General features: G+C 67.8%; 11 protein-coding genes. 4 read left to right on the forward strand and 7 right to left on the reverse strand.

Features of this window, described 5'->3' with window-relative positions; translation table 11 throughout:
- Nucleotides 1-181: 181 nt before the first annotated feature.
- Nucleotides 182-826 (forward strand): phosphatase PAP2 family protein, encoded by a 645-nt coding sequence (locus AB0M22_RS40915; protein ID WP_364738421.1) that lies wholly within the window; start codon nucleotides 182-184, stop codon nucleotides 824-826.
- Here AB0M22_RS40915 and AB0M22_RS40920 read toward each other — a convergent pair.
- Nucleotides 779-1,330, reverse strand: a complete 552-nt coding sequence (locus AB0M22_RS40920) for a cytochrome b/b6 domain-containing protein (RefSeq protein WP_364738423.1) — start codon at nucleotides 1,328-1,330, stop codon at nucleotides 779-781. The two genes, AB0M22_RS40915 and AB0M22_RS40920, sit on opposite strands and share 48 nt — an antisense overlap.
- Nucleotides 1,331-1,480: 150 nt before the next feature.
- Between AB0M22_RS40920 and AB0M22_RS40925 the strand changes: the two genes are divergently transcribed.
- Nucleotides 1,481-2,329 carry an LLM class F420-dependent oxidoreductase gene (locus AB0M22_RS40925; protein ID WP_364738559.1) on the forward strand — a complete coding sequence of 283 codons (849 nt, stop codon included), beginning with the start codon at nucleotides 1,481-1,483 and terminating at the stop codon, nucleotides 2,327-2,329.
- 58 nt (nucleotides 2,330-2,387) lie between these two features.
- On the opposite strand, the gene AB0M22_RS40930 is transcribed toward AB0M22_RS40925, so the two are convergent.
- From AB0M22_RS40930 to AB0M22_RS40940, 3 genes are read right to left on the reverse strand one after another with little or no spacing between them, the layout of a single operon-like run.
- On the reverse strand, nucleotides 2,388-4,022 hold the full coding sequence (locus AB0M22_RS40930) for an ABC transporter permease (protein WP_364738425.1): 1,635 nt from the start codon (nucleotides 4,020-4,022) through the stop codon (nucleotides 2,388-2,390).
- On the reverse strand, nucleotides 4,019-4,951 hold the full coding sequence (locus AB0M22_RS40935; protein ID WP_364738427.1) for an ABC transporter ATP-binding protein: 933 nt from the start codon (nucleotides 4,949-4,951) through the stop codon (nucleotides 4,019-4,021). Before AB0M22_RS40935 ends, AB0M22_RS40930 begins: the two co-directional genes overlap by 4 nt.
- A complete protein-coding gene (locus AB0M22_RS40940) occupies nucleotides 4,951-5,604 on the reverse strand; it encodes a TetR family transcriptional regulator (protein WP_364738429.1) in 654 nt (217 codons plus the stop codon). Before AB0M22_RS40940 ends, AB0M22_RS40935 begins: the two co-directional genes overlap by 1 nt.
- Before the next feature lie 106 nt (nucleotides 5,605-5,710).
- Between AB0M22_RS40940 and AB0M22_RS40945 the strand changes: the two genes are divergently transcribed.
- Nucleotides 5,711-7,642, forward strand: a complete 1,932-nt coding sequence (locus tag AB0M22_RS40945) for an acyl-CoA dehydrogenase (protein WP_364738431.1) — start codon at nucleotides 5,711-5,713, stop codon at nucleotides 7,640-7,642.
- Between the two features lie 45 nt (nucleotides 7,643-7,687).
- Here the strand turns inward: AB0M22_RS40945 and AB0M22_RS40950 are convergent, their stop codons facing one another.
- The 3 genes from AB0M22_RS40950 to AB0M22_RS40960 form a co-directional block, all read right to left on the reverse strand.
- Nucleotides 7,688-9,034, reverse strand: coding sequence for an MFS transporter (locus AB0M22_RS40950; protein WP_364738433.1), 1,347 nt, complete (start codon nucleotides 9,032-9,034; stop codon nucleotides 7,688-7,690).
- A 144-nt stretch (nucleotides 9,035-9,178) separates the two neighbouring features.
- On the reverse strand, nucleotides 9,179-9,421 hold the full coding sequence (locus AB0M22_RS40955; protein ID WP_364738435.1) for a hypothetical protein: 243 nt from the start codon (nucleotides 9,419-9,421) through the stop codon (nucleotides 9,179-9,181).
- Between the two features lie 113 nt (nucleotides 9,422-9,534).
- Nucleotides 9,535-11,007, reverse strand: coding sequence for an ABC transporter substrate-binding protein (locus AB0M22_RS40960; RefSeq protein WP_364738436.1), 1,473 nt, complete (start codon nucleotides 11,005-11,007; stop codon nucleotides 9,535-9,537).
- A 230-nt stretch (nucleotides 11,008-11,237) separates the two neighbouring features.
- On the opposite strand from AB0M22_RS40960, the gene AB0M22_RS40965 reads away from it, so the two are divergent.
- Entirely contained in the window at nucleotides 11,238-12,587 is a 1,350-nt protein-coding gene (locus tag AB0M22_RS40965; RefSeq protein ID WP_364738438.1) for a hypothetical protein, read from the forward strand.
- Nucleotides 12,588-12,597: the final 10 nt, after the last annotated feature.

A 12,597-nucleotide genomic window follows, 5' to 3' on the forward strand; every position in this document is an offset into this window, starting at 1 on the left:
GAATACGACCTTACCAAGACCTCGCGACGCTGCGGGGCGTTAAGCACTTCTCCGAGTTGACCTGGGGCTGCGAAGATTTCGTAGGTCACGCGTTACCGACCATGTTCGGTCGAATGACCATTGACTTTCTCCGCCGCCCGCGGTCGGGTAGCAAGAACCTGTCAGTAGCTATCGTCAACCGGTGTTCGGACTACCGCAAGACACCAGGCTCGGGGGCCAGCTCCGGCTCGCCGGCATCGTGGTCAGCGCCGCGATCACGGGTTTAGTGCCCTTGACGTTTCCGCCCGACGGCGGTGCGACGGCGTTCGATCGCGCGGTCGCGCGGCCGATCCATTCGGCGTTCGACGCTCGGCCGGGTATCTATCAGGCGCTGGTGGTGCCGAGCAACGGCTACATCCTGCTGCCGCTGTTGCTGCTCGCGGGTGCGTGGTTCGGCTATCGCGGCCAGTGGCGGCGGGCCGCGATCATGGTGGTGGTGCCCGAACTCGCCCTCGGGCTCAACGCGTTGCTGTGGAAGCCGCTCTGGGACAGGCACTTACACGACTATCTCGCCTATCCCAGCGGGCATACGGTGCATCTGGTCGCGATCGCGACGGCATTCATCGTGCTGGTCGATTCGATGCGGGCGCAACTCATTGCGTTCACGGTCGCCCTGGTGGCGATGCTCGCGGCGGCCGTCGGCATGATCGGGCTCGACTACCACCTACCCACCGACATCGTCGGAGGTGCCACGATAGCCATCGCGACGGTGCTCACGCTCTGCTGGGCGGCGCAAGCGCTATTCGACCGGCCGCGACGCCGCGCCGAACAGCATTCGACACAGTAGACCGTCACGCAGGATCAGCGCATGGAAGGCGATCGCGCAGATGTGCGCGGTGAACACCACGAGCAACGCATATCCGAAGTAGGTATGCAGGGACCGCAGCCGCTCGTATAGCTGCCAATCGACGGACACCAGCGCGGGCAGCTCTACCCCGCCCGCGAGCCGCACATCCGCCCCGGACGCGGACACCATCGCCCAGCCGAGCAGCGGCTGCGCGAGAAGCAAGGCGTACATGAGGATTTCGGACCCGACCGCGACCCGCCGTTCGATCGGCCCGAGCCGCGCGAACGCCCCCGGCCCGCGCCGCAGCACCCGATTGACCACCCGCAGCACCGCCAGCGCCAGCACACTCACGCCGACGGTCATGTGCACCGTGCGCAGGGCATTGCTCTCACCCCACCAATGCACCATGCCCGCCCCCGCGATCAGCGCGGCGATCACCAGCGCCGCCATCAGCCAGTGCAGCACTCGGGTCAGCGGATCGAACCGGACGATCTCGGTACGCACACGCATTCTCCTGCCACTGCCGCCCCCGGCTATGACACGAATACCCCGGACGAACAGTTCAGCGCGCCGGATCGATGGCCGGCAAACCCTTGGTACCGACCAGGAAAGGTGGTAGAACTTGTTCTAGTTTACTGGATGGGAGCGCGTACGGTGCGGTACGGGATTGTGTTGTTCACCAGCGATCGAGGCATCACGCCCGCGGATGCGGCGGTGGCCGCGGAGGGTGCCGGTTTCGACACGTTCTACGTGCCGGAGCACACGCATATCCCGGTGATCCGGGCGGCCGCGCATCCGCAGACAGGCGATGCGAGCCTGCCGGACGACCGGTATCTGCGCACCCTCGATCCGTGGGTGGCGCTGGCGACCATCGCCGCCGTCACGACCAGGATCGGCTTGTCGACGGCGGTCGCGCTGCCCGCCGAACACCACCCGATCACCCTGGCCAAAACCATCGCCTCGCTCGACCACCTCTCCGGCGGCCGGGTCAGCCTCGGCGTCGGATTCGGTTGGAACACCGACGAACTCGCCCACCACGGCGTCAACCCGGCCAAGCGCCGGACGGTCCTGCGTGAGCATCTGGACGCGATGCGCGCCCTGTGGACCGACGAGGAGGCCAGCTTCGCCGGCGAATTCGTCAACTTCGGCGCGAGCTGGTCCTGGCCCAAGCCGATCCAGAAGCGGATCCCGGTGCTGCTCGGCGCGGCGGGCACCGAGAAGTCCTTCGCCTGGCTGGCCAAGCACGCCGACGGCTGGATCACCACCCCCACCGAGGACGGCGTCGACGACAAGATCGCCCTGCTGCACCGCGTCTGGCGCGACCACGGCCGCGAAGGCACCCCCGAGGTCATCGCGCTGGCCGGTAAACCGAACCCGGAACAGTTGGCGCAGTGGGCCGAAGCGGGCGTCACCGAGGCCGTTTTCGGGATGCCGGATCGCACCACCGACGAGGTGCGCGCCTACCTCGGGCGGCTCGCCGGAAAGCTCGGCATCAGCGCCTGAGCGCCTACGACAACAGCGGCCCGTGCGCATCTTCGCGCACGGGCCGCTGTCCATCGATTCAGCGAAGATCGCGTCTACGGAACGCGATGATGCCCACCGCAAGGAGCGCGGCGGCGATCACCAGCAGCCAAATGACCGGGGCTGCCTGGAATTCCGCGCCGGGCAGCTTCGGCGGATGGACGAACGGCACCACGTCGACCACCCACTGCGGCAGCCCGTCGAGCGAGCCCGCGAAGAAGATCACGAGCATGACGCTGAGCACGCCCCAGACCACCGGCGTGAAGCGGGGCACGATCCCGTAGATCGCCACCGCGATGCCGGTGAACACCCACACCGCGGGTACCTGAACGGCCGCCGCGCCCAGCGAGTCGGCCAGCTTGCCCGCCAGGTCGCCGTCGGTCGCGCCGTAGACGATGCCGATCGCCAGACCGGCCAGCAGCAGGAGCACCGCGGGACCGAGCAGCGCGAAACCGATGTGGCTCAACGCATACCGCTCGCGGCTGACCGCACCGGCCAGCGTCGACTCGGCCCGCTGGCTGGATTCCTCGTCGTGCAGTCGCAGCGCCGCCGAGAGCGAGTACGCGGCCGCACCCATCGCCAGCAGCGACAGCGCGAAGGTCACGAACGAATCCTGCAACATGTCCGACCCGCCCATCCGGGTGAGCATGTCCTTGATCGAGGAGTTGTTGTCGAGCATGTCGCCGACGCTCTTGATCGCCCCGCCCATCAGCAACCCGTACAGCACGAATCCGACGGCCCAGACCAGCAACGAACCGCGCTGCAACCGCCAGGCCAGCCCGGTCGGGCCGGACAGCCCCGGCGCGGCGACCGGCGGGCCGGGGCGTTCGGCGAGCAGCCCGCCCCCGGTATCGCGCCGGCTGAGCAACGCGTACGCCGCGCCCACCGCGAGCACCGCGAGGGCGAGCAACGGAATCAGCACCCACCAGCGTTCCTGCGCGAACGCGCGCATCTGAATGCACCAGCCGAGCGGCGAAAACCAGGTCAGCACACCATTTCCCGCGTCACCGATCGCCCGCACCGCGAACGCGGCGGCCAGTGCGCCGAGCGCGACGCCGCGGGCGATCCGCGCGCCGGTGCTCACCTGGGCGGCCACCGCGGCGACCCCGGCCCAGGCCAGGCCGGAGCAGGCCAGGGCCGCGGAGAACGCCACCGAACCGGCGATCGGCAGGTCGTTGCTGTACAGCATTGCGGTGGACAGGATCCCGACCAGCACGCAGCCCGTCGCGGTCATCAGCAGCGCGGCGGTCAGCCCGGCGAAGCGGCCGATGCTGGTGGCGCCGATCAGTTCGGCCCGCCCGGTCTCCTCCTCGACCCGGGTGTGCCGGATGACCGTGAGGATCGCCGCGATCGCGATCATCGCGAAGTACGGTCCGGCCTTCCACAGCGCCATCGAGCCGATATCCGTGCTGAACACCGGGCCGTACATGGCGACCAGCGCTGGACTGTCTGTGATGGTCTTCGCGTAGTTCGCCAGATCGGCCGGCGTGCCGTAGACGCTCTTGGTGCTCGCGACATAGAACGCGGGCAGCATGCCGAACGCGATCACCCACAGCGGCAAGATGATTCGATCGCGGCGTAGGTACAGGCGCAACAGCTGACCGGTACCCGCGAAGTCGGCCGAGCCGCGCACGGCCGGGGCGGCATAGCGCCTGCCCGCGGTGACAGTGGTCATGCGCGCACCTTCTCCCCTTGCTTCGCCGCGCTGTCCGAGGCGTCGCCGTCGACGTGGTAGTGCCGCATGAACAGCTCTTCCAGGGTGGGCGGCGCGCTGGTCAGGCTGCGCACGCCGGTGTCGCCGAGCAGCCGGATCAGCTCGCCGAGGTGCTCACCCTCGACCTGGCAGCGCAGCGTCTTGCCGTCCCACTGGATGTCTTCGATACCCGCGATCCGGCCGAGATCGCCTGGGTCACCGAGCAATTCGGCGGTGATCGAGGTGCGCGACAGGTGCCGCATCTCGGACAGCGAGCCGCTTTCCACGGTGCGACCGGCGCGGATGATGGTCACCCGATCGCAGAGCACCTCGACCTCGGACAGGATATGGCTGGACAGCAGCACCGTCGTCCCGCGCCGCTTGGCCTCTTCGACGCATTCCCGAAAGACCTGTTCCATCAACGGATCCAGGCCGGAGGTGGGCTCGTCGAGCAGGAGCAACTTCACGTCCGAGGCGAGCGCGGAGATCAGCGCGACCTTCTGCCGGTTGCCCTTCGAGTACGTCCGCGCCTTCTTGCGCGGATCCAGATCGAAGCGCTGAATCAGCTCTTCCCGGCGCTCGGCGTTGATGCCGCCGCGCATGCGGGCCAGCAGGTCGATGGTCTCACCGCCGGACAGTGACGGCCACAGCGTGACATCGCCTGGGACATAAGCGAGTTCGTGATGCAGCGCGACCGCGTCGGCCCACGGGTCGCGGCCGAACAGTTCGGCCCGGCCGGAGGTGGCGCGCAGGATGCCGAGCAGCACCCGGATGGTCGTCGACTTGCCCGCGCCGTTCGGTCCCAGGAAGCCGTGAATTTCCCCTTCGCTGACGGTGAGATCCAGCCCGTCCAACGCGGCCACATGGCCGAATGTCTTGCGGAGATCGTTGATTCGAATGATCTCGGACATCAGTGCTCCTTGATGAAGGTGTCCAAAAGCGTGGGGTCGGTGAGAATGCCCTGCGTGTAGAACTCCAGGGCGGGGGGTGTGAGCTCTTCGGTCAGCTCACGGATGGCCTTACGGAAATCGAGCTTTTCGCCGGGCTTCTGATGCATCTGCACCCAGAGCAGCGTCGCGCCGAGGTTGAGCGTTATCAGGTATCTGGCCCGGGCCGCCGGGTCTCTGCTGGGCTTGATCGAGCCTGCGTCCACACCCTGCTGGATGTAGATCTCGGCGTCCTCCACCATGTGCTCGAACAGCGACCGCGCCATCGGGCCGCCGGCTTGCAGGCTGCGCACCATGTAGGCGACCAGCGGGCCGTAGACCTCGATCTCGGCCAGGGCGGACAACATGCCCTTGGCCATGCTGTTCGCGGTGAGCGCCTTGAGCTTCTCGTCGCGGATCAGCTTCAGCACGCGGTCGTCGCAGGCGGCGCGCAGGCCGTCCTTCGAGCCGAAGTGATGATTCACCAGGCCCGGCGAGACGCCCGCCGCCTTCGCGATGGCCCGCACGCCGACCTGAAAACCCTCGTCGCCGAAAAGCTCGATCGCGGCGTCGCGTATTCGCGCCGCCGTGGTCAGATCCGTGGCGGGTCCTTGCGGTGCGGGCTGTTCGTTAAACACATGTTCAATATACTAAACACCCGTTCAATCCACCACAAGAGCCGCGCCCGGAATGTCGTGTCAACAGTCACGGTTTGGTCGGCGCGGCGCGGGCTAATGTCGAGTTATGACAACCGGCATCGCAACGACCGCGGATCACCTACGCGCGGCACTGGACGGACCGTGGGGCGAGATCCGGGAGCAGGCCCGGATCCAACTCGCCGATGACAAGTTCGCCGGGGACTCCTACCTCGACTACAAGGCCGCCCGCGCGCGGGTGCTCGAGCAGATGCGCGTCATCGCCACCATGGGCTACGCCGAGCGCGGCTTCCGCCGGGAGAACGGCGGGACCAGCGAGCCGGGCGCCGCGGTGACCGGGCTGGAGATGCTCGCGTACACGGATCTGTCGCTGTGGGTGAAGGCCGGCGTGCAGTGGGGCCTGTTCGGCGGCGCGGTGGAGAACCTCGGCACCGAGCGGCACCGCGAGTACATCAAGCGGCTCATCTCGCTCGACCTGCTCGGCTGTTTCGCGATGACCGAGTCCGGGCACGGCAGCGATGTCGCGCACCTGGAGACCACCGCGACCTACGACCCGGACACGCAGGAGTTCGTCATCCACTCGCCGACCCCGTCGGCGCGCAAGGACTACATCGGCGGCGCCGCCGAACACGCGCGGATGGCCGCGGTTTTCGCACAGCTGATCACCCAGGGCGAGGGCCGCGGCGTGCACTGCCTGCTGGTCCCGATCCGCGACGAGAGCGGCGCCGATCTGCCCGGCGTGACCACCTTCGACGACGGGCTCAAGGGTGGGCTGCCGGGGGTCGACAACGGCCGGATCGTGTTCGACCAGGTGCGTATTCCGCGGGAGAACCTGCTCAACCGCTATGCCGATGTCGAGCCGGACGGCACCTACACCTCCGAGATCGAGAACCCGAGCCGGCGCTTCTTCACCACGCTCGGCACGCTTGTGCGCGGGCGGGTCAGCGTCGGCGGCGCGGCGGCGGCAGGCACCCGGGTCGCGCTGAGCATCGCCGTGCGATACGCGCTCAAGCGCAGGCAGTTCTCCGATCCGGACAGCGGGCAGGAGACGGTGCTGCTGGACTACCGCAGCCACCAGCGGCGGCTGCTCCCCCTCGTCGCCAAGACCTACGCGCTGGCGTTCGCGCAGAACGACCTCGTGCGCCGGATGCACCTGGTGCAGACCGGGCAGGATCTGAACCCGAGTTCGCAACGGGCACTGGAGAAGCGGGCCGCCGGCCTCAAGGTCGCGCAGAGCAGGCACGCCACCCGCGCGATCCAGGAATGCCGCGAAGCCTGCGGCGGCGCAGGCTATTTGACCGAGAACCGGCTCGTCACCCTGAAGGCGGACACCGATGTGTTCACCACCTTCGAGGGCGACAACGTGGTGCTCACCCAGCTGGTCGCCAAGGAACTGCTCACCGCGTACTCCGACGACGTCCGCGACCTGGACGCGCTCGGCTGGGTCAAGTTCGCCGCCACCATGGCCGGCGACGAGGTGCGCAAGGTGACCGGGGTGCGTCAGCTGATCCAGCGCCTGCGCGACGGATCCAACGACTCCGTCGACGAGGGCGACCTCGCCCGCCGCGCGGTCCAGCTGCAACTCTTCGCCGACCGCGAGGAATACCTGGTCCGCACCGCAGGCCACCGCCTGCGCGCCCGCGCGAAGGACACCACCCCGTTCGAGGCGTTCAACAACGCCCAGGACCACATCCTCGCCGCCGGCACCGCCCACATCGACCGACTGGTCCTGGAGGCGTTCATCGAAGGCATCGAGGGCATCCAGGACCAGGAAGCCCGCGACCTCGCCGAAACCGTCTGCGACCTCTACGTTTACGCCACGCTGGAGGAAAACCGGGACTGGTACATCATGCACCGCTTCATGTCCGTCGAACGAGCCAAGGCCGTCCGCCGCGGTGTCAACGAACTCGTCGACCGCCTCCGCCCGGAAGCCCTCACCCTCGTCGAGGGCATGGGCGTCCCGGAATCCATGCTGCGCGCAGCCATGCTCGACGACGCGAGCGTGTTCGAGCGGGGGTAATCGCCCCGGATCGACCAGGCGACAACGTCCTGAGCCCCGCCAGGCTCAGGACGTTGTCGTTTTACTGGACGAGTTGTCTGTCACGTTCTGGGCAACGTCGCGCAGGTCGCGGTTGCGGGTTTCGCCGGCCCAGAGGAAGGCGGTGGCGGTGCAGGCGAGCATGAGGCAGAGCAGGAGGGTGATGGGGACGGTGGAGGGGTAACGGTGCAGGAGGGCGAGGCCGATGATCGGGGTCAGGGAGCCGCCGATGATGGTCGCGAGTTGGTAGCCCAATGATGCTCCGGTGTAGCGCACTTCGCTGGGGAACAGTTCGGCGAAGAAGGGGGCTTGGGCGCCGGTCAGCAGGCCGTGCAGGGTGAGGCCGACGGTGATGACCATGGTGATGCGGATCGCGTTTCCGGTGTCGACCATGGGGAGTGCGGTCAGGGCCCATGCCGCGATCAGGACGGCGAGGAGCACGCTCGACGTACGGCGGCCGTAGCGGTCACCGATCGCGCCGCCGAGCACTATCGCGATGGCCTGGAAGACCGAGGCGATCGTAATCGCGGTCAGTGCAGTGGATTTCGGGACGTGCACGACCTGGGTGAGGTAGGCGAGCAGGAAGATGCTGAACGTGTAGTACGTCGCCTTCTCGCCTACGTCGGCGAGCGCGGCCATCAGCACCTGCTTGCGATAGCGGCTCAACACGATCCGGACCGGGGCCTGCGCCGCGTGAGTTGTGCTGCGCCGCTGGGCTTCCAGGAAGATCGGGGACTCCTCCACCGCGTGCCGTAGCCAGATTCCCACCGCGACAAGCACTATCGACAGCAGGAACGGGATTCGCCAACCCCAGTCCTGGAATTCGGCGTTGGATACACCGAGGCCGAGAACCGCAAGCACGCCCGTGGCGAGCAGATTCCCCAGCGGCCCACCGGTTTGCGGCCAGCTACTCCAGAACCCGCGGTGCGCGGCCGATCCGTGCTCGGCGACCAGCAGCACCGCGCCGCCCCATTCGCCGCCGAGCGCGAGTCCCTGCACCAATCGCAGCAGCACCAGCAGGATCGGCGCCGCGATTCCGATGGTGGAGTAGGCAGGAATCAGGCCGATCGCGACGGTCGCGCCGCCCATCAGCAGCAAGGTGATCGAGAGCGTGCGGCGACGGCCGAGCCGATCGCCCAAGTGGCCGAACAGGACTCCGCCGAGCGGGCGGGCGAGGAAGCCGACGGCGTAGGTGACCATCGACAGCAGCACCCCGGTCAGCGGGTCGCCGGAAGGAAAGAAGACCTTGTTGAAGACCAGCGCGGCGGCCAGGCCGTAGAGGAAGAAGTCGTAGAACTCGATCGTCGTGCCGGCCACACTGGCGGCGACGATCCGCGCGAAACGCGCGCCGGCGGGTGCGGCCGGGTCGGCCATCGTGATGTCTCCTCGTTCGTACCGAATCGTCCGGTACGACTATCGCGCAGAAACAGCCCATGATCCGGCGTTTCGGCGGAGACGCAGCTCCCCACCCCACAGGCGGACCCGGATCCGCAGGTCCGGGTCCGCCGATGCCCTACATCAGGAAGGCGGCGGGCACGGGTTGCCGTTGTTGTCCGACGGCGGCGGCAGCGGACGGCCGTCCGGCCCCTTCGGCGGCGGCAGCGGCTTGCCGTCCGACCCCCGCGGCACGATCGGGCATCCGTTCTCCGACGTCTGCACGTCGGACGGCGCCGGCGGACCCGCCGTTGCCGCCCCTGCCGCGATCAGGCCCGAGCCCATGATCGCCGCGAAACTGAGCACGATAGCCGCGCGAAGTTTCATCTGATTCCCCTTCTCGAATGCTGTTGCCTTTCACCGGGTTAGACGTGCGGGGGCCAAGCAGGTTCCATACAAGATCAAATGTGTCCTACGTCACATTCCAAGCGGGGTGGATTTCACACCGAAATCGAGGCGAGGTCTATCCCCTGCAACGCCTCGGCCGTCACGTCCTGCACGCGCGCTGCCCACACCGCATGACCGTGCCCCGACCACAGCGGTGCCACCGGAAGCTCACGGAGCAACTGGTTCTCGGCAATCCGGTACAGCTGAGCGCTTTCCGCCGATATGCCCACGGAATCGGCGGCAGCCAGCAGCTGAGCGAAGCCCTCGTCGGCGTACCCGGCGGACTTCGCGAGTGCGGCGAGTAGTTCATGCGGGCTGGGCGTATTCAGTGAACGGGTCAGCAGCAAGGGGCCGTCGCCGGGTTCGTTCGCCTCGTCGCCGCGTTGTCTCGGGGTCGCGTCTACCGCGAGTGCGGTGCGGATCTGGTCTACGAGCGGTCGTCCCCATTCCGCTTGTCCGGCACCGTAGTACACCGCGACCGGGCCGGTGAAAGGAACCTGGCCGAGCAGTGATTTGGCCGCGGCCGCGTCGTGGGTGCAAGGTCGGCAAGGACCGGAGCGCTCCCCCGGCGCGATACCGGGCGGCAGGATCGCCCGCGCCGGGTCGACCTGATCCGCGAGCGGACCTGCCGCCAATGCCGCGCGGTCCACCGCCATGGCGAAGGCGTGACGAACGGTCGAATCCTCGAACCGCTTGTCGGACACGGGGAATGCCAGATAGCTGACCTCCGGCAGCGGCCACATCGCGTGCCGCTCGGCGAAATCATGATGCATGGCGTCATGCCGCCCGCCCGGCACCTCGGTGGCCAGGTCGAGCGAGCCCGACTTCACCCGGTCGTACTGCACGGCGGAATCGCCTACCTCGAACTGGATTTCGCGCGCCTTGCCGGCGGCATCGTCGACCCGCACGAGTCGCCCACCCGAACCCGGCCGCCATGGCTCGGCCATCCGGAACGGCCCGTTGCCGATCGGGCTGGCGGCGAAGGCTGTCCAATCCCGGGACGCGAGAACCGATGCGGGAAGCGGCAACAGCGCCGGCGCGGCCAGTACCGCGGGCACTTGACCGAAGGGCCGATCGAGGACGATTCGAAGCGTGCGCTCGTCCGGCGCGCTGATCTCCACGGCGCGTAGCACTTCGGTGAGCACGCCGGATCCGGCCCATCGCTGGTCTGCGACCATCCGCCAAGTGTCGAGGTACGAGTTCGCGGTGACCGGTGTCCCGTCATGGAACCGGGCCGCGCGCAGCTTGACCTCCCAAGTCACCTGGTCCGCGCTGGAAACCGATTCCGCTGCCCGCGGCGTGATCTTTCCGGTTGCCGCGTCGTAGTCGACCAGCGGCGTCCACAGCGCGCCGACGAGCATCCGGCCTGCCTGATCGCGCAGATCCGCCGGAAGCAGACTGGCCGGCTCGCGGACACCGACCGTGAGCACGCCGGGTTTCGCCGCATCCGGCGACCCGGAGCAACCGACGACGCTGAGCAGGAGCACGGCGAATACGGCAACGAGACTGCCCCACCGCGTGCGCATATTAGCGACAGATCGTCGCGGATCATCCAGCATGACAGCATCATTCACTTCCTCCGGCGTGAAACCCACAGCAATCACCGCCGTCCCTGCGTCCACCACGCGAAAGCTGTTCCCCAGTTCGCGATATCGGGATTTGGGGATCAGCGCCGACGCCACCGGACCTACAGTGAGGACATCTCGGCGACCAGGAATCCCTGGTCACAAAGCGACGCGTCTCGCTGGAGGTAGTTGTGCACCGCTGGTTGCTCCGGTCGTCCCTGCTCCTGGTCACCGTCACCGCGACGCTGGCCGCCACCGCGCTGCCCGCCGCCGCCTGCGGCGAGGACGACGGCCCACACGGCGTCGCGGCACAACGCACCGGCTCTCCGGCCGCGGAGAAGAACGTCAAGGCCGTCGGCAATGTGCCGGACGCGCAGGGCGCGATCTCGCTGCAATTCCTCCAGTACGGCAACCGGGACGTCATGGTTGTCTCCGGCGAATTCGGTGTGAAGACTTACGATCTCACCGCCAATCCGGCCGCGCCGAAGCTGATCGGTCAGCTCAACATGCCCGGCATGTGGGAGACCGAGGACACCGAGGTCGACCCGGTCCGCAAACGCGTCTTCCTGTCCCGTGACCCACGCGCCTTCAACGGCAATGTCCGCACCGGCGAGTCCGGCATCTACGTGGTCGACCTGGCCAAGCCGGAGAAGCCGACCGTGCTCAGCTACGTCAAAGTGCCTGCGGGGCATACCACTACGTGCATCAACGACTGTCAGTACCTGTGGACCGGCGGCCCCGCGAAGGCGGACAGCATGCCCGCCGCGTGGGGTGGCCGCCCGATCTGGGTGACCGACATCCGCGACCCGCGCAAGCCGAAGGTCAACCCCAACCCGATCGAGTTGGCGCGCAACGACGGTCAGACCGACTACGTGCACGACGTGCAGGTGGACGAGACCGGTGTCGCCTGGGCCTCGGGACGCGGTGGCGTGCGCGGCTATTGGACGACCGGCATGCACAAGGACCCGGTGACCGGCAAGCTCCGGATGGCCTCGGCCAACGACCCGGTCCCCTACGCCGGCGGCGGCATCAAGGAAACGGCCGCGCCATCGAAGTTCATGCACAACAGCTTCCGCCCGATCGGCAACCGCGCCAAGGACGGCGGCGGCGCGGGCCCCTTCGCCAACGGCAACCTCATCTACGCCACCGAGGAAAGCTTCGTCGACGGCTGCGCGGGCGACGGCGTGCTCGTCATCGCCTCCCTCGACGGCTCCTACGGCGGCGAGGGCTGGCGCTCCACCCCGCAGAAACCGTACCGGCTCAACACAATCGGCACCTGGGGCGTCGCCGGCCAGGAAGGCAGCGACCCCGCCTCCGCCGACTGCTCGGCCCACTACTTCGACGTCCAGGACAAGATCCTCGTCCAGTCCTTCTACGCCCAGGGCACCCGATTCCTCGACGTCTCCGACCCCACCAACCCCAAACAGATCGCCTACTACCGCCCCACCGACGCAGCCGCCTGGGCCCCCTACTGGCACCGAGGCTTCGCCTACGTAGCCGACAACACCCGAGGCATCGACATCCTCCAACTCACCCGCTGACGGTGAACGA

This window comes from Nocardia sp. NPDC051756 (assembly GCF_040681495.1).
GTDB lineage: Bacteria > Actinomycetota > Actinomycetes > Mycobacteriales > Mycobacteriaceae > Nocardia.

Coding starts and splice junctions, on each gene's coding strand:
- AB0M22_RS40930 (WP_364738425.1), bottom strand. CDS start 4,022: ATGACCACTGTCACCGCGGGCAGGCGCTATGCCGCCCCGGCCGTGCGC.
- AB0M22_RS40935 (WP_364738427.1), bottom strand. CDS start 4,951: ATGTCCGAGATCATTCGAATCAACGATCTCCGCAAGACATTCGGCCAT.
- AB0M22_RS40945 (WP_364738431.1), top strand. CDS start 5,711: ATGACAACCGGCATCGCAACGACCGCGGATCACCTACGCGCGGCACTG.
- AB0M22_RS40950 (WP_364738433.1), bottom strand. CDS start 9,034: ATGGCCGACCCGGCCGCACCCGCCGGCGCGCGTTTCGCGCGGATCGTC.
- AB0M22_RS40955 (WP_364738435.1), bottom strand. CDS start 9,421: ATGAAACTTCGCGCGGCTATCGTGCTCAGTTTCGCGGCGATCATGGGC.
- AB0M22_RS40960 (WP_364738436.1), bottom strand. CDS start 11,007: ATGCGCACGCGGTGGGGCAGTCTCGTTGCCGTATTCGCCGTGCTCCTG.